The sequence below is a fragment of the Methylobacterium sp. P3_A11 genome, from assembly GCF_056403155.1.
Genome location: NZ_JBFUGA010000004.1, coordinates 76,126 through 94,331 on the forward strand (window position 1 = coordinate 76,126; position 18,206 = coordinate 94,331).

Here is an 18,206-nt window from a genome sequence, read left to right on the forward strand (position 1 = left end):
GTTCCGACTTCACCACCGATCCCGACCCGGAGGCCGATGACCGCGTTCAGCTTCATCCACGCGGCCGACCTGCACCTCGGCAGCCCGCTATCGGGCCTCGCCACCCGCGACGCGGAACTCGCGCGGCGCCTCGCCTCGGCCGGGCGGCAGGCCTTCGAGGACCTGGTGAGTCAGGCGATCGAGCGCTCGGTCGCCTTCGTGGTGGTGGCCGGCGATGTCTATGACGGCGACTGGGCCGACACTACGATCGGCCTGTTCTTCGCCCGACAGGTGGCGCGCCTCGACCGCGCCGGCATCCCGACGATCCTGGTGCGCGGGAACCACGACGCCGAGAGCGTCATCACGCGCTCGATCACGTTGCCGGCCTCCGTGCACGTCTTCCCGTCCGCCCGTGCCGGCACCCTCCGCCTCGACGCCCTGCGGGTGGCGATCCACGGCCGCAGCTTCCAGGGACGGGCCGTCGAGGAGAACCTGTCGCTGACCTACCCGGCGGCCGTGGCGGGCTGGTTCAATCTCGGTGTCCTGCACACCTCCTGCACCGGTCACGCCGCCCACGAGACCTACGCCCCCTGCTCGGTGGCCGATCTCGCCGCCCGGGGCTACGAGTACTGGGCGCTCGGCCACATCCACGAATACGCGGAGCTGTCCCGGGATCCCTGGATCGTTTTCCCCGGCAATCTCCAGGGCCGGAGTGTGCGTGAATGCGGGGAGAAGGGCGCCGTCGTGGTGGACGTCGCCGACGGTCGGGTCACCGGCCTGAGCCGCCTCCCCCTCGACCGGGCGCGGTTCGAGCGGATCGCGGTCGATCTCGCCGCGGTGGCCGACCCGCGCGGCGCCGTCGAGGCTGTCGAGACCGCCCTGAGGCCGCTCGCCGCCGTCGCGGCGCGCCGGCTCCTGCTGGTCCGGGTCCACCTCGTGGGCAGCACGTCGGCTCACGACGTCCTCGCGGCCGACCGGGATTCGCTGACGGCCGAGATCCAGGCGGCGGCCCATCGGCTGCACGAGGACATCTGGCTGGAGCGCCTGAAATTCGAGACGCGCCGTCCGCCGGCGACCGCGGAACCGTCCGGCGCCGCCATCGACCCTGCGGCGCTGCTGGCCGACCTCGATCGCGATCCGGAATTCCGTGCGCGCGCCAAGGCGGCCCTGGCCGAGATCGGCGGCAGGATGCCGGGGACCGTGGCGGCGGAAGCCGACCTCGACGCCGAACTCGACGCGCTCTGCGCGGAGGCGGAGGCGCTGATCCTCGGCCGCCTCGGCGGCCGGCACTGCTGAGGCGATCGCCTATGGATGCCCGATGCGCCTGATCCGCCTCGCCCTGGAGCGCTACGGCGCCTTCACGGACCGCACCGTCGAATTCCGGCCGGACGCGCGCCTGCACGTGGTGCTCGGCGCCAACGAGGCCGGCAAGAGCACCGCCCTGGCGGCGGTCACCGACCTGCTGTTCGGTTTCGAGAAGTCCACCCGCTACGCGTTCCTGCACGACATGCCGCAGCTCCGCCTCGGCGCGGCGATCGGCGCCGCCGACGGCCGCCGCCTGTCCTTCCGCCGCCGGAAGGGCAACAGCCGGACCCTCATCGACGCCGCCGACGCGCCGCTCGCCGACGATGCCCTCGCCCCGTTCCTCGGTGGCCTGTCCCGGACGGTGTTCTGCCGGGCCTTCGGCCTCGACGCGGCGAGCCTCCGGGCCGGGGGGCGCGAGATGGTCGACGTCGAGGGCGAGGTCGGCGCCAGCCTGTTCGCGGCGGGCTCGGGCCTGCGCGGACTCACCGAGCTGCAGACCACCCTCGACGCCGAGGCCGACGCCATCTTCGCGCCGCGCCAAGCCAAGCACCGCACCTTCTACCAGGCACTGGAGCGCCACGAGAACGCCCGCCGTGCGGTCCGCGAGAAAGGCCTGCGCGCCGGCGACTGGCGGGCGCTGAACGACGAGATCACCGCGGCCGCCGCGCAGCTCGAGGCGCTGCGGGCCGAACAGAAGGCGATCGCGGTCGCGCGCGCCCGATTGGAGCGGCTGAAGCGCGTCCGTCCGATCATCGCCGAGATCGACGCGCTGGGCGCGCGCATCGCCGCCGAGGCCGACCTCGTGGACGTGGACCCCGCCTGGATCGCCCGTCTCGGCGCCGCCCTCGACGCCTGCCGCGCCGCCGAGGCCGAGGCGGCGCGGACGGCTTTGGCGCGGGACCGGGCGCGCAGTGAGGCCGAGTCGGTGTCGGTCGAGCCGGGCTTGACGCACCGGGCGGACGAGATCCTGGCGGCGTTCAGCGGCACCCGGGAATTCGAGAAGGGGGCCACCGACCTGCCGCGGATCGAGGGCGACGCCCACAAGGTCGGCCTGGATCTGGAACGGCTGCGCGCCCGGATCGGCGTGCCCGATCTCGCGGCGCTGGAGGTCCGGCAGCCACCGGACGCCGCCCGTGCCCGGATCGAGCGCCTGATCCGCGAGGCGCGGACCCTGGCGGCCGCGGAGGACCAGCTCGCCCGCGACCTGACTGCCGCACGCGCCGAGCGGGAGCGGCTGGCCAGGGCCGTGGAGGCTGCCGACGCGACCCGGGATCCGACGCCCCTGCGGGAGGCCCTGAAGCCCCTCGCCCGCCTGCACGAGCGGATCGCCGCCCACGAGACCCTCGACGCCACGATCCGCCGGGAGACGGCGCTGCTGCGCAATCAGGCCGGGCGTCTGTCGGCCCCCGTCGCCGACCTTGCCGCCCTTGTCCGGACGCCCCTGCCCGGCCCCGACACGGTGGCGCGCTACCGGCAGAGTCTCGATACCAAGACCCGCGAGCACGAGCGGGCCGCCGACCGTCGCGACGCGACCCTCCGGCAGGTCGCCGCTACCCGGGCGCGGCTGCGCGAGCGCGAGGCCGGCCGACCCGTCGCCACCCGGGAGCGGCTCGACGCGGTGCGGGCGACCCGTGACGCGGCCTTCGTGCCCCTCCGGGACGCCCTCGCGGCCGGCCGCGCGGCCGCCATCGCCGAGATCGCGGCCTTCGAGCGGGCTCTGCTCGAGGCGGACCGCATCGCGGACGATCGGGCCGCCGACGCCGCCCGGGTCGCCGCCCATGCGGCCGATCTCGAGCGCCTCGCCGCCGAGGAGGCCGAGGCCCGCGAGGCCGATGCCATCCTCGCCGGGCTCGCCGCCGAGATCGCCGCGGGCGAGGCGGCCTGGCGGGAGGCGTGGCGGCCGGCCGGGCTCGTGCCCGGTCCGCCGGCCGAGATGGCGGCATGGCTCGCCGAAGTGGAGAACCTGATCGAGGCCGAGCAGCGCCTCGCGGAGCAGCGGATCGAAGCGGATCGTCTCCGGATTCGGATCGAGGCGGCCCGCGCACCCCTGGCCGATCTGCGCGTCCGCTCCGGGCTCGACGCGGCGCCGGATCTGGAGGTCGCCGCCGCCCTGGAAAGCCTGGAGGCGCGGGTCGCCGCCCTGGCGAGCCGCTGGGAGGCCCATCTTCAGACCGGCGGCTCGCTGCGCGCTGCCGAGGCCGCCGCCGAGCGGCTGGAGGCGGCGCTCGTCGCGGCCGAGTCCCGCCGCGCCGCATGGCAGACCGAATGGGCGGCCGCGATGCTGTCCCTCGGACTGGACGGCACGGCGCGACCCGAGGAGGCCGAAGGTGCCCTGGAAGCTTGGCGCACCGTGCCGGACCGCCTGGCAGAGCGCGCCGCGCTGCTGCGCCGGTCGGCCGGGATCCGCCGGGACATGGAGGGGTTCCGGGCGACCGCTGCCGCCCTCGTCGGAGACCTGGCGCCCGACCTCGCGGACGCGACGCCCGCCGGTGCGATCCGCACCCTGCACGGCCGGCTCGTCGCCGCACAGGCCCGCGAGGCCCGGCGGGCCGAGCTGGATCGCCGCCGCGACGAGGCCGAGACGGCCCATGGCGGTGCCGCCGACCTCCGTGACGCGGCCCGGACGGCGCTCGGAAGGCTGGTCGCGGGAGCGCTGCCGGACCTCGCCGAGGCCGCAGTGACCGACATCGAGATCCTGTTCGCCCGCTTGAGCGCCCGGGAGCAGCTGCGCGCCGAGCATCTGCGGCTCCGCGGCAGCCTCGCGGGCGCTGCCGACGGCGTGCCCGAAGCCGAGCTGCGCGATAGTCTCGCGACGCTGGCGTCGGAGGCCATCGAGGCGGAGCTGGCGCGGCTCGCGCTGGAGGCCGACGAACAGGCGGAGCGCGGTCAGGTGATCTTCGCCGACCGCGACCGCGCCGAGCGGCGCCGGGCAGAGCTGGAAGGCGGCACCGGCGCCGAACTGGCGTTGGCCGATCGTAAGGCCGCAGAGGCGGATCTCCAGACGGCGGCCCGGTCCTGGGCGGTGCTGCGCCTCGCCGGGCTGATGCTGGGGCAGGCGGTGGCCCGCCACCGGGCCGGGCAGCAGGATCCGCTGGTGGCCCGGGCGGGGGCGCTGTTCGCCGCCCTCACCGGCGGCGCGTTCTCCGGGCTCGCCCAGACCTACGACGAGGCCGACACGCCCAAGCTCGCCGGCCAGCGCGCCGGGGGCGGCACAGTGACGATCGAGGGCATGAGCGAGGGCACCCGGGACCAGCTCTACCTGGCCCTGCGGCTGGCCTACCTGGAGGATTACGCCGGGCGCGCCGAGCCGGCGCCGTTCATCGGCGACGACCTGTTCTCGACCTTCGACGAGACGCGGACCGGCTTCGGGCTGGATGCTCTGGCGGAGATCGGCGCCACGGTGCAGCCGATCCTGTTCACCCACCACCGCCACGTGGCCGACATCGCCCGGACGCGGCTGGGGGACGCGGTCGACATCGTGGCGCTGTAGGGACCGTGTCTCCGCGGAAGCGCGCCGCGATGGTCGCGCGCGGCGTCGGAGGAGCGGCAATCGGCTCCGCATCTCCCCCTCGCCCTCGCGTGCAGGAGGCAGGAGTGGGGATGGCGCGGACGGCGCCGACCCGTTCAATCCGGCACTACCCTGCCTCCAACTCGGACCCGCAAGGGGGAGGAGCGAGCGTCACGGCCCGCGAAGTTTGAACAGCGGCGACCGTTGCGGAAAAAGAGAGGCGGAGCCCGCCCTCGGTTTCCTCCCGGGCAGACGTACCAGTCTGCCGGGGCTCCCTTCACGCCCCGAGATACCGCGCCTCCAGATGCGCCCGGAACGCGTCCGTGCCGAGCGGCGCGCCCGTGGCGCGGGTCAGCAGCGTGTCGGTCTCAAGCAGGCTTCCGACTTCGTGCACGTTCGCGCGCAGCCACGTCCGCAGGGGCGCGAAATCGCCCTGCGCGAGGCAGTCCGGCAGCGCCGGATCGGACGCCCGGGCGGCGCGGAACAGCTGTGCCGCCGCCAGGGCGCCGAGCGTGTAGGTCGGGAAGTAGCCGAAGGCCCCGCTCGGCCAGTGGATGTCCTGCAGGCAGCCGACCCGGTCGTCCGGCACGGTCAGGCCGAGGAGCTCGCGCAGGCCGTCGTTGAACGCGCCCGGCAGGTCGCGCACCGCGAGGTCACCGGCGATCATCGCGGTCTCCAGCCGGTAGCGCAGGAGGATGTGGGCCGGGTAGGTCGCCTCGTCGGCATCCACACGGATGAAGCCCGGGGCGACCCGGGTGTTGAGCGCGTGCAGGTTCTCCGACGACCATTCCGGCCCCGACCGCCCGAATGCCTCGCACAGGAGCGGCGCCAGGAAGGTGAAGAACGGCCGGCTCCGGCACGCCTGCATCTCCACGATGAGCGACTGGCTCTCGTGCAGGCTCATTCCCCGGGCCGAGCCCACCGGCTGGTTCCGCCACGAAGCCGGGCGGCCCTGCTCGTAGAGGGCGTGGCCGGTCTCGTGCAGGACGCCCATCAGGGCGCGGCCGAAATCGGCCGCGTCGTAGCGGGTGGTGATCCGGACGTCGTCGGTGGCGCCGCCGCAGAACGGGTGCAGGCTGATGTCGAGGCGGCCGCGGCTGAAGTCGAAGCCGACCGCCTCCATCAGCTTCAAGCCGAGGTCACGCTGCACCGCCACGTCGAAGGGGCCGTCGAGCGGCAGCGGCGCCGGCCGCGACGCCTGAAGCTCCCGGGCGCGGGCGATCAGCGCCGGCAGCCAACCCGTCAGATCCGCGAAGAGCGGGTCGATCGCGGCACGGCGCATGCCGGGATCGTAGCTGTCGAGGAGCGCGTCGTAGGGATCGAGCCCGAGGGCCGCGCCCTTCGCCTGCCCGATCTCCCGCTGGAGTCGCAGCACCTCGGCGAGATGCGGTTCCAGCTTGGCGAAATCCGAGTCCCGCCGCGCCTCGCGCCAGACCATCTCGGAGCGCGAGACGGCCCGCGAGCTGGCCTCGACGAGGTCGCGGGGGACGGCCGTGGCGTGCGCCTGCGCGCGACGCATCTCCCGCAGGTTGGCGGCCGCCCAGGGATCGAGGCCCGCATCGGAGGTCCCAGCCCGCTCGGCCGCGTCGAGGTCCTCGGCCGTCGCGGGGGCCGTCAGCATCTCGTGGGCGAGACCGCGCAGGATCGCGAGTTGGTCGCCCCGCGCCTCCGCGGCGCCGTCCGGCATCAGGGTCTGCGCGTCCCAGCCGAGGATCCCGGCCGCGCCTTCGAGAGCGGCGAGGCGCGCGAAGCGCTGTTCGAGGGTCTGATAGGCGCTCATGCGTTCTCCGGTGCGGTCTCGTCTCGCAGGATGCGCGGCGGCATTCAGCCCGCCTGCAGCATCTCCAGCTCCAGCCAGCGATCCTCCGCCTGCGACAGCTCGGTTTCGGCCTGGGCCAGCATGGCCGAGGCCTTGTCGAAGCGGGCGGGGTCGCGGGCGTAGAGGTCGGGGTCGGCCAGAATCGCTTTCAACTGCCCGATCGCGGCCTCGAGCTTCTCGATGCGGGCCGGGAGCGTCTTCAGCTCGTGCTGATCCTTGAACCCGAGCTTGGGCTTTCCGGCCGGTTGGGCCGCCGGCGCGGAGGTCCGCTCCCGCGGCTCCCTGGCTTTCGGGGCGACGCTCCGCGCCTCGACGCCCTGCCCCCGCTGGACCAGCATGTCGCTGTAGCCGCCGGCATACTCGACCCAGCGGCCGGATCCCTCGGACACCAGCACGCTGCCGGCCACGCGGTCCAGGAAGTCGCGGTCGTGGCTCACCAGGATCAGCGTGCCCTGGTAGTCGCCCAACATCTCCTGCAGCAGGTCGAGGGTCTCCAGGTCGAGGTCGTTGGTGGGCTCGTCGAGCACCAGGAGATTGGCCGGCTGGGCCAGCGCCCGGGCGATCAGCAACCGGTTGCGCTCGCCGCCGGACAGCACCGAGACCGGCGTGCGCGCCTGCTCGGGGGCGAACAGGAAGTCCTTGAGATAGCCGATCACATGCCGGCTCTGGCCGTTGACGATGACGCTGTCGCCGCGTCCGCCGGTGAGCACGTCGGTCACGGTCATGCCCGGCTCCAGAACGGCCCGGGCCTGGTCGAGCACCACCGGGAGCAGGTTGGTGCCCAGCACGACCTGTCCGGAATCCGGCGCGAGCCGGCCCATCAGCAGATTGATCAGCGTGCTCTTTCCGGCGCCGTTCGCCCCGACGATGCCGAGCCGGTCACCGCGCATCACCCGAAGGGACAGGCCGTCGACGATCGTCCGGTCACCATAGCGTTTCCCGATGTCGCGGGCCTCGACCACGAGGCTGCCCGAGGATTCCGCGTCGGAGGCCTGCATGCTGACGCTGCCCACCGGGCGGCGCACCTCGCGGCGGTCCTGGCGCAACGCGTGCAGATTGCCGAGGCGGCGGACATTGCGCTTGCGCCGGGCGGTGACGCCGTAGCGCAGCCAGTGCTCCTCGGCGACGATCTTGCGGTCGAGCTTGTGCTGCTCCCGCTCCTCCTCCTCGAAGAAGGCGTCGCGCCATGCCTCGAAACTGGAGAAGCCCTGGTCGATCCGCCGGGTCTCGCCGCGGTCGAGCCAGATCGTCGCCCGCGACAGGGCCGAGAGGAAGCGCCGGTCGTGGCTGATCAGTACGAGGGCCGCGCGGGTCCCCTTCAGCTCCGCTTCGAGCCACTCGATCGCCGGCAGGTCGAGGTGGTTGGTGGGCTCGTCGAGGAGCAGCACGTCGGGTTCGGGGGCGAGCGCCTGGGCGAGCGCGGTGCGCCGCCCCTCGCCGCCCGACAGCGTGCCCGGATCCTCGGTGCCGGTGAGCCCCAGGCTTTCCAGCAGGTAGCGGGCGCGGTGAGTGGATTCGCCCGGCGGCAGGCCCGCCTCGACGAAATCGAGGGTGGTGGCGAAGCCCGAGAAATCGGGTTCCTGGGCGAGATAGCGGATCGTGGTACCGGGCTGGATGAAGCGCCGGCCCCTGTCGGGCTCGACCAAGCCCGCGGCGATCTTCATCAGCGTCGACTTGCCGGACCCGTTCCGGCCGACGAGGCAGGTCCGCTCGCCCGGCGCGATGGCGAGGTCTGCGCGGGTGATCAGCGGCGTGCCGCCGAAAGTCAGCGCGACGTCCTGGAGGGTGAGAAGCGGGGGAGCGGCCATGGGCGGGGCTTATGGCAGCGCGGGGCGGCCTGTTCAAACGGTCCCGCCCCGCGCGACCCGCGCCCGTTCAGGCAATCGGATTGGCCGGCCCTGTGGGCGGGCTGATCTCCGGCACGCCCGGATCGCTGACCGGAATCTCGGGGGGCTGGATGCCGGGCGACTCGGTCGGGCTGTTCCCGGGAATTTCCGGACCGGGCGGCTGCGTCGGCGCCTGGGGCGGATCGTAGGGGCGGTCCGGCACCGGAGCCGGCTGCGGCGGCACCTCGGGGACCTGCCCCGGATCGGCGAGGGTGAAGTCGGGCACCGTTATCCTCCGCGAGACCGACGGTGCGAACCCGCACCGGTCCGGCGGAAACAAGGCCCGGCCGATCCGGTTCCGGGCTCCTACTTCTTGGTCAACAGGAGGTTGCCCTCCTTGCTCGCCACCTTCTGGATCTTCTCGGCGAACAGGGCGAGCAGGAACGGCAGCTTCACCTCCAGCCGCACGCTCTCAGCACCCACGTCGATCGTGCCGGCGATCTTCTGCGCCATGGCGGATACGCCGAAATCGAGCCGGTCGCCCGTCCAGGCGAGCTGATCCACCGCGATGCCGCTCTTGGCCAGGAACGCCCGCGCCTGCTCGGTCCCCTGTTCCAGGCGCCGCTTGGCCTCGTCGCGGCCGAGGTCATGCGGGATGTCGACGATGAGGGGCTTGGGCATGGGCGGCTGATCCGGGGCTGAACCCGGCAGCAGATGGGGCCTCAGGGCGCGGCAGACAACGCCCGGGCCGCCCCCGCCCTCTCGGGACGRGGGCGGCCGGGCACCGCATGATGCTCGATTGGCTCAGTGCACGACCTGCAGCGACACGTAGGTCGTGCCGCCCATGCCCAGGGCGCGGGCAGAGCCGCGCGACAGATCGATGATGCGGCCGCGCACGAAGGGACCGCGGTCGTTGATGCGCACCACGACCGAACGGCCGGTCCGCTTGTTCTCGACGCGGACGCGCGTGCCGAAGGGCAGACTGCGATGGGCGGCGGTCAGTCCGTTGGGGTTGAAATGCTCACCGTTTGCGGTGCGATGGCCGCTCCCGTACCAGGAGGCCGCTCCGCTCTGCGCGGCGGCTGGGAGGCTTGTTCCGACGACGGTGGACAGCATTCCAAGCGAGACAACGAGCTTTCCGAAACCAAACGACATTCTCGACGCATTCCCTGTGTTGTTGTCGGGGCGGCGCCAGTCGTGTCGGAAGTCGGCCGGATTATGGCGGGATTTTTTGGTCGGACGACGTCACATTTTGGTCCTTTTTTTCCTGGTCATTCTGAATACATGGGCGTTTGTTACAGTTTATTTCCGCTCTTGTTGCCAGCTGTGCATCGGTCCGTCGTCGCATGTATTTCGCAAGATCTGCGCGTGCCGGCTTATGGAGGCGGTGAATAGGCCGAATTTCCTGAGGTCTGCACTGACGGTGACCCTGCATCCCGCTGAGGTGGACGCGCGACGCGCGGTCGGGCCACCGGCGGCGATGATTGTCATGCCTGGCTGTTTGGGAAGGACAGTCTGCCGGAGTGCCCGGGTGTGCGCAGACGAACCCGCGTCCCGTGGCGTGCGGCCTGTCTAGAGCGCGACGGTAACCGTCGTTTAATCTGTCCGAACACTGCCCGGCCGCGTGATCGGCAAAATCTGCAGCCCCAGAACGGGACGCCCGGCGGCCGAATCCGACAACGCGACCTTTACCGTATCCGGGGCATGGTCTGCCGGTCAGTCGCGTAACCGGTGTTTGCCATGGCTTCCCCGCGTACCGTGGCTGCCGACGCCGTCGCCCGGAAACAGGTCTCGCGTGCCGGGCGGCCCGCGTTGGCGCCACGGATGGGTCTCGTACCCGCCCAGCGTTCTCTGCCCCTCGACCAGGTTCTCGTCGGGGATTGCATTGCGGCAATGAACGCCCTTCCGGCGTCGAGCGTCGACTGCGTGTTCGCCGACCCGCCCTACAACCTCCAGCTCGGTGAGGCCGGCCTCCTGCGCCCGGACCAGAGCCGCGTCGACGCGGTCGACGACGACTGGGACAAGTTCGCCACCTTCGAGGCCTACGACGCCTTCACCCGGGACTGGCTCGCCGCCTGTCGCCGCGTGATGAAGCCGAACGCGACCCTCTGGGTGATCGGGTCATACCACAACATCTTCCGGGTCGGGAGCGCGTTGCAGGATCTCGGTTACTGGATCCTCAACGATATCGTCTGGCGCAAGGCCAACCCGATGCCGAACTTCCGCGGCAAGCGCTTCACCAATGCCCACGAGACCCTGATCTGGGCCTCGCGCTCGGCGGAATCCAAGGGCTACACGTTCCATTACGAGGCGCTGAAGGGGGGGAACGAGGACCTCCAGATGCGCTCGGACTGGTTCATCCCCCTCTGCACCGGCGACGAGCGGCTGAAGGATTCGGACGGCCGCAAGGTCCACCCGACCCAGAAGCCCGAGGCGCTGCTCGCCCGGACGCTGCTGGCCGCAACCAATCCCGGCGACGTTGTGCTCGACCCGTTCTTCGGCACCGGCACCACCGGCGCCGTCGCCAAGCGCCTCGGGCGACGGTTCATCGGCATCGAGCGCGAGGCCACCTACGCCGAGGCGGCGCGTGCACGGATCGCGGGTGTCGAGACCCTGTCGAAGGCCGCCCTGATGGTGGCGCCGACCAAGCGGGCCGAGCCGCGGGTACCGTTCCTCTCGGTGATCGAGGCGGGTCATATCCGGCCGGGCGAGACCGTGACCGACGAGCGCCGCCGGTTCCGCGCCACGGTGCGCCCGGACGGCCAACTCGACAACGGCCTCGTCATCGGCTCGATCCACAAGATCGGTGCCCTGGTCCAGGGCCTGCCGGCCTGCAACGGCTGGACCTTCTGGCATGTCGAGCGCGGCGGCAGGCCGGTGGTGATCGACAGCTATCGGGCCGGCCTCCGGCAGGCGATGGCGAACGGCTGACATCCGCTCCAGTTTTGCGAGCCGAGCGAAGCAACCCAGTCGGCGCCACGCCTGTCGGTGTCGCGCTGCCCTGGGTCGCGTCGCTCCGCTGGCGATGACGGTGGTGCTACCGCTTCCGGGCCGGCCCCGTCCGCCGGGCCGACGATCGGGCACGCGCCGGAGCAACCGGTTGCTCCACCTCCCCCTCGAGCAGATCGTCCGCCTCGGGTGGCGGCGGGGGTGCCGGCTTAGGCCGCGGCTTGGGTACGGCCCGGACGCTCGGGCGCGGCTCGGGATCCGGCATCGAGACAGGGGCCTCCATCGCGGCCAACAGCGGCATCGGCGGCGGCTCCTTTCGGGGACGGCCCCGCGACTTCTTCTCGGGCTCCGGCTTCGGGTCGAAGGCGTGGGCCAGGACCTTCCGCATCAGGCCGGGCAGCGGCTCCGCGTCGAGGGCGCTGCCCGGCGTGAAGCGCATGCCGGCGGGCGCCGGCGTCGACAGGGCCACCCGCGCCGCGAACACCGTCAGTTCCAGCGGGAAATGCGTGAAGCCGTGGCGCACGAGCCCCGGAACCCGCTTCCAGCGGGCGTCGAGGGGGGCGTCCAGCAGCGCGGCCGCCAGATCGTAGCCCGGCTCCCAGGCGCTGCCCGGAGGCTCGGCCATGTTGCCGAGCAGGCCCTCGGGTGCCCGCGTCCGCAACAGCACCGCCTCATCGCCGCTGCGGATCGCGACGAAGGCCGCGCCGCGCCGGAGCGCCCCCTTGGCGACCCTGATCTTGCGCGGGAAGGTCTCCTGGGTGCCCAGCGCCCGGGCTCGGCAGGGCGCCATCCAGGGGCAGAGCGCGCAGGCGGGACGCTTGGGCGTGCAGATCGTTGCGCCGAGATCCATGAGCGCCTGGGCGAAGTCGCCCGGCCTGTCGTCGGGTACCAGCGCCTGGGTCAGGCGGCGGATCTCCGGCCGGCTGCCCGGCAGCGGCGCGTCAATCGCATAGGCCCGGCTCAGGACGCGTTCGACGTTGCCGTCGACGGCGGCCTCCGGCCGGTCGAAGGCGATCGCTGCGATCGCGCCCGCCGTGTAGGCGCCGATCCCCGGGAGCTTGCGCAGTCCTTCGGCCGTGTCCGGAAACCGCCCGCCGCCCGCCGCGACCGCCCTCGCGCAGGCATGGAGATTGCGCGCACGGGAATAGTAGCCGAGGCCGGCCCAGGCCGCCATCACGGCCTCATCGGGGGCCTCGGCCAAGGCGAAGACGTCGGGGAAACGAGTCAGGAAGCGCTCGAAATACGGCTTCACCGCCGCGATCGTCGTCTGCTGCAGCATGACCTCGGAGAGCCAGACCCGGTAGGGATCGGGCACCTCACCGGCGCGCGAACGCCAGGGCAGCACGCGCCGATGCCGGTCGTACCAGGCGAGCAGGTCTACGGCGCTCGGTCCGGGACCGGGCTCGGGATCCGTGGCGGTGCGAAGCGGCATGAGCAGGTCGACAGGGGTCGCGCTGCATAGCCGGTGCCCCGCTTCGATCATAGGGCGGCGAAAGCGCGGCTGCGTCCTCCCTTCGTCAACCATCCTGCGCTAACCTGCGCGGATCCACAGGGCCGGAACCACCATGGCGCGCGTCAAACCGCTGGCCGAACTGATCGAGGGTTGCATCGGGCCCGCCTTCGCGGCGCAAGGCTTCGCCTCGACCGACATCCTGGCCGCTTGGCCGGAGATCGTCGGCGAGCGGCTCGCGCGCTATTGCCGGCCCTCGAAGCTCGAATGGCCGAGGCGCCGCCGGAAGGAGGCCGAYGCCCCCGAATCCGGGACGTTGGTGGTGCGCGTGGAGGGTGTCTTCGCCCTCGAACTGCAGCACCTCGCCCCCGTGGTGATCCAGCGGATCAACGCCCATTACGGCTGGGCCTGCGTCTCCCGCATCGTGCTGCAGCAGGACCGGGTCGGGCGCCTCGGGCGCACCCCGTCGCGCGCCCGCATCGATCCGGCCGCCGCCAGCGAAGTCCAGCGCGCCGTGGCGGGGATCGCCGATGACGGCCTGCGCGCCGCCCTCGACCGACTCGGCACCGCCGCCGTGGCGACGCGCCCGGAGCGGTGAGCAGTCGATTCGGTCACCTTGCCAGGACGGTCGCGCCCGAGTACCCGCATCCGGACGCCATGAGTGTTCAATCCGGCGGAGCCTGCCCGATGACGACGCGACGCGACGCTCTCAAGTTTTCCGGCCTCGCCCTCGGCGCCGGCCTCGCCCTGCCCTACCTCTCGCGCGGCGCCCAGGCGCAGGGCACCGACATGGCCGCGCTGCTCCAGCCCGGCCCGCTGGGCGATGTCTGGCTCGGCCCGGCGGATGCCAAATGCACGATCATCGAGTATGCCTCGATGACCTGCTCGCATTGCGCCGCCTTCCACCGGACCACATGGCCGACGCTGAAGGAGCGCTACATCGACACCGGCAAGGTGCGGTTCACGCTCCGCGAGTTCCCCCTGGACCCCCTCGCCACCGCGGCCTTCATGCTGGCGCGCTGCGAGGGCGATGCCAAATATTATCCGATCACCGACCTGCTGTTCGACCAGCAGCCGGCCTGGGCCTTCACCCCGAAGCCGGTGGATGCCCTGGAGCAGATGCTGCGGCAGGCCGGCTACAACAAGCAGACCTTCGAGGCCTGCCTGAAGGACCAGAAGGTCTACGGCGCGGTCAATGCCGTGAAGCAGCGCGGCCTCGACGTGTTCAAGGTCGATTCCACGCCGACCTTCTTCATCAACGGCGAGCGCTACACCGGCGAGATGACCGTCGAGGGCATGGAGAAGGTGATCAAGCCGCTCATCGGTGCCTGATCGCCCACTCGCAGCCTCGTGAGAAGCGCGGTTGCGGCGCCGCGCTCGAAGCTGAAATACCAACTCAAAATCAAAGACTTACCGTGTATGGGGCTCGCCTTGACACTCAAGATAGGCGAAACTATGGTGCGCCCCGCTTGCTGGGGGTGTCCAGCCGGTTCCAGATCCTCCCGCCCGATGAGCTTTGAGCCGTGAACGGCGACGACCCGAGGGACGGGAAAGGGACCGAGCAGACGCCGACGGACAGCGAACTCTCCGCGAGGCTCAGACGTCTCGAGACGCAGATCGAACGGAAGCGGCCGCAGGCTGCTCCCGATCCTTCCACGCGCCCTCGGAACGGCGGGCCATCCTCGCTGGGCCAGGCCATGACGATCTCCACGGAGTTCGTTGCGGGCGTGATCGCGGGGGGCGTACTCGGCTGGATCGTCGATCATGTCTTCGGGACGAAGCCCTGGGGTCTGATCGTCCTCCTGATGCTGGGGTTCGTGGCGGGGATCTACAACGTGATGCGGGTGTCGGGTTTCGCCGGCGCGCGTCCGGGACGGCGCGATCGGCAGGAGCCATAAGGCGCGCCGATCGGTAGGGAATGTGGGGCGGCCGACATCCGTCGGCGCGCCGGACAAGAAGGGCGGAAGCGGGAATGGCGGTCACGATCGACCCGATCGAGCAGTTCGAGCTGAAGCCGCTCGTCTCGCTCGGCCATATCGGCCATCAGCAACTCGCGTTCACGCAATCCGCCCTCTACATGTTCGCCGCCGTCGGCGTGATCGCGCTGATCACCATCGTGGCGACCGCCTCGCGCTCGGTGGTGCCGGGCCGCATGCAGTCGCTGGCCGAGATCTTCTACGAATTCATCGCCGACACGCTGCACCAAGCCACCGGCGACGGCGGCAAGCGGTTCATGCCGCTGGTGTTCTCGCTGTTCATGTTCGTGCTGATCCTGAACCTGTTCGGCATGATCCCCTACGCCTTCGCGGTGACCAGCCACCTGATCGTCACCTTCGGTCTCGCCGCCCTCGTGATCTCCACCGTAGTGATCTTCGGCGTGATGAAGCACGGCACCCACTTCTTCGGCCTTTTCGTGCCGTCGGGCGTGCCGAAGGTGCTGCTGGCGATCCTGGTGCCGATCGAGATCATCTCGTTCATCTCGCGCCCGATCAGCCTGTCGGTCCGTCTGTTCGCCAACATGCTGGCCGGACACATCGCGATGAAGATCTTCGCGTTCTTCGTGGTCCAGCTTCTTCTCGCGGGTGCATGGAGCGTGCTATCGCCGCTTCCGCTGTTCCTGACGATCGCGCTGACCGCTCTCGAATTCCTCGTTGCGGCGCTTCAGGCCTACGTCTTCGCGACGCTGACGGCGATCTACCTGAACGACGCCCTTCACCCCGGCCACTAGTCACCAGACCTGGCCGGCTCCACCCGCCGCAAACGTCACTGCACGTTTCGATCTGAAGAGACCTCAGGAGTTACCATGGATCCCGTCGCTGCGAAGTACATCGGCGCCGGCCTCGCTTGCCTCGGCATGGCGGGTGCGGGCATCGGCCTCGGCAACCTGTTCGGTCAGTTCCTTGCCGGCGCCCTTCGCAACCCCTCCGCGGCCGACGGCCAGCGCGCCACGCTGCTCCTGGGCTTCGCCCTCACCGAGGCGCTCGGCATCTTCTCGCTGCTGATCGCCCTGCTGCTGCTCTTCGCCGTCTGATCGGCGCCGGAGGCCGCGGTTCCCGCGGTCTCCAACGGGTGTCCGACACCCGACGAACGGGTGGGCGCTCCCTGACGGGGCGTCCGCCTTCTTCGGTCACCGCGCCGCGGTGACCTACGCGAACGGTGTCAGTGTAGCGGTCTCATGGCGCAGCCCAACCCCCTCACCACGCCGCCTCCGGGCGCCGACACGCAGATCGTGCCGGGCCATACCGAGCACTCGGAAGCGCATACGGGCGCGTTCCCGCCCTTCGAGAGCTCCGGGTTCCTGTCGCAGCTGATCTGGCTCGCCCTGGCCTTCGGGCTGCTCTACTACCTGATGGACAAGATCGCGCTGCCGCGGATCCAGTCGATCCTGCACGCCCGCGCCGAGCGCCTTCGGGCCGACCTGGATCAAGCGCAGGCGATGAAGGCCGAGGCGGATGCCGCCGGCGTGGCCTTCGAAACCGCTCTTCGGGACGCCCAGGGCAAGGCGCGCGACATCGCTCAGACCACCCGGGGCGAACTGGCCGCCGAGGCCGAGGTCAAGCGCAAGGCGCTGGAGGAGGAGCTGAACGCCAAGCTCGCCGCCTCCGAAGCGACCATCCGCTCCCGGACCGAGGCCGCCATGGGCAACGTCCGCTCGATCGCGGGCGAGGCCGCGTCGGCGATCGTCGAGCGTCTGACCGGTCAGGTCCCCGACCGGGTGACCCTCGACCGCGCCCTCGACGCCACCGCACACTAGACGGGATCCCACGATGCTGCTCGAAGCCGAATTCTGGGTCGCCGTTGCGTTCGTCATCTTCATGGGCATCGCCTGGAAGGCCGGCGGCTTCTCGGCGATGACCAAAGGCCTGGACGGCCGCGCCAGCCGTGTCCGTCACGAACTCGACGAGGCCAAGCGCCTCCGCGAGGAGGCGGCTGCCGTCCTCGCCGACTACAAGCGCCGCCGCGCCGAGGCCGAGAAGGAGGCCGAGTCGATCGTCGCCAGCGCCCGCGAGGAGGCCAAGCGCGCCGCCGAGGAGGGTCATCGGAAGCTCGACGACTTCCTCGCCCGCCGCACGAAGGCCGCCGAGACCAAGATCGCCCAGGCCGAAGCTCAGGCCGAAGCCCAGGTCCGCGCCGCCGCCGCGGAAGCGGCCGTGAAGGTGTCGGAGACGATCCTGCGCGAGCGGATGCAGGGCGAGGCCGCTCAAGGTCTGATCCGTTCGAGCCTCGGCGAGGTCCGGACCCGCATGCGATCCTGATCCGGACGCTCCGACGCATCGAGAAGCCGCCTCCGGGCGGCTTTTTCTTTGGCCATTATACCGTTCGCACAGACGCCTCAGCGAGGCTTCGCGGCTGGCGAAACGATTGCCAATTTCTGATCTGCGTAACAAACGGCGTTCAGGACCGTTGACCTAGATCGTCAGCAACCGAACCGTAGGCGCTGACGGCCGAGAGAGACGTGCGCTCCCGCTTACAAGCTTGGAGCGCAACCATGCCCTTCGTTATTTCAGGCAAGGGGCCGGACGGTCTCCGCTCGGTCACGCGGACATCGCCGGCAAGTGCAATCGTGCTCGCTATGGAATGGAGCGCGGAAGGCGTTGAAGGCGTCCAAATCACGCCGCCTGACCAAGCGCCCCGATGCTTCAGGGTCTTCCAGAGGCAGCATTACGGGGCCTCGCTACCGGCTTCAGCATGGCATCAAAACCAACCTCGTCCTAGCTAGCCCCAGCCCCACGCAGCGCGAAACAATAGATATCGTGCGGGATGGCCGGTCGGTGCCTGTTTCGCCGTTGAGGGAGCACGCGAGGGCGGAACGTGTGCACGAAGTCCAACTCCGCGAGATAGCGGTGGAGGTGCTGCTTGCCGCAATGTGGGTAGATGCCCCTCATGCTATGTTTCAACATGGAGGAGTGGCCCACAACGGTGTTCGTGTGGACGATGCCGCGGACCGCTTCCTGGTGCCCTCAGCGGTCTTCTGGGATTAGTGAAGGTGACGCCGACCGTCGCGTCAGATGTCGGACCCGTCCGTGTGGGCGCGCTTCCTTGACGATGTCGGCCGCGATGATCGGCCGGATCGTCGCAGGCTTTATGTCGGCTACCACGTCAGTGCTTTCCAGCTTGACGGACGCTGCGGCTTCGTCGCGGAGGAAGGCTGCGGACAAGGCGGACATCGGGCCAGCTCCTTGATGAAGAAGCGAGGCCGTCAGGCCGGATGTGGTGACGAGAGAAGAGCTTTTTCTTTCAGCGTCGCCATGGTGTGGACTGGAACGTCGGATGCATCCCCGATCCTGGAGGGCGCGAGCGCCGGGTCCGCCCGTGACATACGAAGACCGTTCAGGCTCGTGTGCTGCAGGTCCGGGATGACCCGGACTG

17 protein-coding genes and 1 pseudogene are annotated in these 18,206 nt (G+C 70.8%); 10 read left to right on the forward strand and 8 right to left on the reverse strand.

The features are described 5' to 3' along the window. Positions 1-36: 36 nt before the first annotated feature. Positions 37-1,275: a metallophosphoesterase family protein gene (locus tag AC1DXK_RS02430; RefSeq protein ID WP_457105733.1), complete on the forward strand. Its 1,239-nt coding sequence runs from the start codon at positions 37-39 to the stop codon at positions 1,273-1,275. A 22-nt stretch (positions 1,276-1,297) separates the two neighbouring features. Then, positions 1,298-4,774, forward strand: a complete 3,477-nt coding sequence (locus AC1DXK_RS02435; RefSeq protein ID WP_457105734.1) for an ATP-binding protein — start codon at positions 1,298-1,300, stop codon at positions 4,772-4,774. A gap of 295 nt (positions 4,775-5,069) precedes the next feature. Here the strand turns inward: AC1DXK_RS02435 and AC1DXK_RS02440 are convergent, their stop codons facing one another. From AC1DXK_RS02440 to AC1DXK_RS02460, 5 genes are all read right to left on the reverse strand, one after another. After that, complete coding sequence (locus AC1DXK_RS02440; RefSeq protein ID WP_457105735.1) at positions 5,070-6,572, reverse strand: carboxypeptidase M32; 1,503 nt, start codon at positions 6,570-6,572, stop codon at positions 5,070-5,072. A 44-nt stretch (positions 6,573-6,616) separates the two neighbouring features. Then, positions 6,617-8,419, reverse strand: coding sequence for an ATP-binding cassette domain-containing protein (locus AC1DXK_RS02445; RefSeq protein WP_457105736.1), 1,803 nt, complete (start codon positions 8,417-8,419; stop codon positions 6,617-6,619). 67 nt (positions 8,420-8,486) lie between these two features. Continuing rightward, entirely contained in the window at positions 8,487-8,723 is a 237-nt protein-coding gene (locus tag AC1DXK_RS02450) for a hypothetical protein (protein WP_457105737.1), read from the reverse strand. 80 nt (positions 8,724-8,803) lie between these two features. Then, positions 8,804-9,118, reverse strand: coding sequence for a polyhydroxyalkanoic acid system family protein (locus tag AC1DXK_RS02455; RefSeq protein ID WP_457105738.1), 315 nt, complete (start codon positions 9,116-9,118; stop codon positions 8,804-8,806). A gap of 123 nt (positions 9,119-9,241) precedes the next feature. After that, the gene (locus AC1DXK_RS02460) at positions 9,242-9,592 is read right to left on the reverse strand and encodes a septal ring lytic transglycosylase RlpA family protein (protein WP_457105739.1); all 351 of its coding nucleotides are present in this window, start codon (positions 9,590-9,592) and stop codon (positions 9,242-9,244) included. 585 nt (positions 9,593-10,177) lie between these two features. On the opposite strand from AC1DXK_RS02460, the gene AC1DXK_RS02465 reads away from it, so the two are divergent. Further along, positions 10,178-11,368 (forward strand): site-specific DNA-methyltransferase, encoded by a 1,191-nt coding sequence (locus AC1DXK_RS02465; RefSeq protein WP_457105740.1) that lies wholly within the window; start codon positions 10,178-10,180, stop codon positions 11,366-11,368. Positions 11,369-11,474: 106 nt separating this feature from the next. Here AC1DXK_RS02465 and mutY read toward each other — a convergent pair whose 3' ends face one another. Continuing rightward, a complete protein-coding gene (gene mutY / locus AC1DXK_RS02470) occupies positions 11,475-12,818 on the reverse strand; it encodes an A/G-specific adenine glycosylase (protein ID WP_477296726.1) in 1,344 nt (447 codons plus the stop codon). A 133-nt stretch (positions 12,819-12,951) separates the two neighbouring features. Here mutY and AC1DXK_RS02475 point away from each other — a divergent pair, with 133 nt between their 5' ends. From AC1DXK_RS02475 to AC1DXK_RS02505, 7 genes are all read left to right on the forward strand, one after another. Then, positions 12,952-13,434: a DUF721 domain-containing protein gene (locus AC1DXK_RS02475; RefSeq protein WP_457105742.1), complete on the forward strand. Its 483-nt coding sequence runs from the start codon at positions 12,952-12,954 to the stop codon at positions 13,432-13,434. Positions 13,435-13,523: 89 nt separating this feature from the next. Then, positions 13,524-14,168 (forward strand): DsbA family protein, encoded by a 645-nt coding sequence (locus tag AC1DXK_RS02480; RefSeq protein ID WP_457105743.1) that lies wholly within the window; start codon positions 13,524-13,526, stop codon positions 14,166-14,168. 191 nt (positions 14,169-14,359) lie between these two features. Next, positions 14,360-14,734 (forward strand): AtpZ/AtpI family protein, encoded by a 375-nt coding sequence (locus tag AC1DXK_RS02485; protein ID WP_457105744.1) that lies wholly within the window; start codon positions 14,360-14,362, stop codon positions 14,732-14,734. Between the two features lie 74 nt (positions 14,735-14,808). Next, positions 14,809-15,564 (forward strand): F0F1 ATP synthase subunit A, encoded by a 756-nt coding sequence (locus AC1DXK_RS02490; RefSeq protein WP_457105745.1) that lies wholly within the window; start codon positions 14,809-14,811, stop codon positions 15,562-15,564. A 75-nt stretch (positions 15,565-15,639) separates the two neighbouring features. Beyond that, on the forward strand, positions 15,640-15,867 hold the full coding sequence (locus tag AC1DXK_RS02495; RefSeq protein ID WP_007566773.1) for a F0F1 ATP synthase subunit C: 228 nt from the start codon (positions 15,640-15,642) through the stop codon (positions 15,865-15,867). Positions 15,868-16,011: 144 nt separating this feature from the next. Further along, entirely contained in the window at positions 16,012-16,590 is a 579-nt protein-coding gene (locus AC1DXK_RS02500) for a F0F1 ATP synthase subunit B family protein (RefSeq protein ID WP_457105746.1), read from the forward strand. Positions 16,591-16,606: 16 nt separating this feature from the next. Next, complete coding sequence (locus AC1DXK_RS02505) at positions 16,607-17,092, forward strand: F0F1 ATP synthase subunit B family protein (RefSeq protein ID WP_457105772.1); 486 nt, start codon at positions 16,607-16,609, stop codon at positions 17,090-17,092. Positions 17,093-17,548: 456 nt separating this feature from the next. Here AC1DXK_RS02505 and AC1DXK_RS02510 read toward each other — a convergent pair. Then, positions 17,549-17,776, reverse strand: a pseudogene (locus AC1DXK_RS02510) (transposase); the annotation flags it as partial. A 21-nt stretch (positions 17,777-17,797) separates the two neighbouring features. Next, positions 17,798-18,004, reverse strand: coding sequence for a hypothetical protein (locus tag AC1DXK_RS02515; RefSeq protein ID WP_477296732.1), 207 nt, complete (start codon positions 18,002-18,004; stop codon positions 17,798-17,800). Positions 18,005-18,206: the final 202 nt, after the last annotated feature.

Bases quoted from the DNA above. Each gene is read 5' to 3' on its own strand.
- AC1DXK_RS02440 (WP_457105735.1), bottom strand. From the start codon at position 6,572: ATGAGCGCCTATCAGACCCTCGAACAGCGCTTCGCGCGCCTCGCCGCT.
- AC1DXK_RS02435 (WP_457105734.1), top strand. From the start codon at position 1,298: ATGCGCCTGATCCGCCTCGCCCTGGAGCGCTACGGCGCCTTCACGGAC.
- AC1DXK_RS02500 (WP_457105746.1), top strand. From the start codon at position 16,012: ATGGCGCAGCCCAACCCCCTCACCACGCCGCCTCCGGGCGCCGACACG.
- AC1DXK_RS02460 (WP_457105739.1), bottom strand. From the start codon at position 9,592: ATGTCGTTTGGTTTCGGAAAGCTCGTTGTCTCGCTTGGAATGCTGTCC.
- AC1DXK_RS02515 (WP_477296732.1), bottom strand. From the start codon at position 18,004: ATGTCCGCCTTGTCCGCAGCCTTCCTCCGCGACGAAGCCGCAGCGTCC.
- AC1DXK_RS02465 (WP_457105740.1), top strand. From the start codon at position 10,178: ATGGCTTCCCCGCGTACCGTGGCTGCCGACGCCGTCGCCCGGAAACAG.
- mutY (WP_477296726.1), bottom strand. From the start codon at position 12,818: ATGCCGCTTCGCACCGCCACGGATCCCGAGCCCGGTCCCGGACCGAGC.
- AC1DXK_RS02430 (WP_457105733.1), top strand. From the start codon at position 37: ATGACCGCGTTCAGCTTCATCCACGCGGCCGACCTGCACCTCGGCAGC.
- AC1DXK_RS02495 (WP_007566773.1), top strand. From the start codon at position 15,640: ATGGATCCCGTCGCTGCGAAGTACATCGGCGCCGGCCTCGCTTGCCTC.
- AC1DXK_RS02490 (WP_457105745.1), top strand. From the start codon at position 14,809: ATGGCGGTCACGATCGACCCGATCGAGCAGTTCGAGCTGAAGCCGCTC.
- AC1DXK_RS02480 (WP_457105743.1), top strand. From the start codon at position 13,524: ATGACGACGCGACGCGACGCTCTCAAGTTTTCCGGCCTCGCCCTCGGC.
- AC1DXK_RS02445 (WP_457105736.1), bottom strand. From the start codon at position 8,419: ATGGCCGCTCCCCCGCTTCTCACCCTCCAGGACGTCGCGCTGACTTTC.
- AC1DXK_RS02455 (WP_457105738.1), bottom strand. From the start codon at position 9,118: ATGCCCAAGCCCCTCATCGTCGACATCCCGCATGACCTCGGCCGCGAC.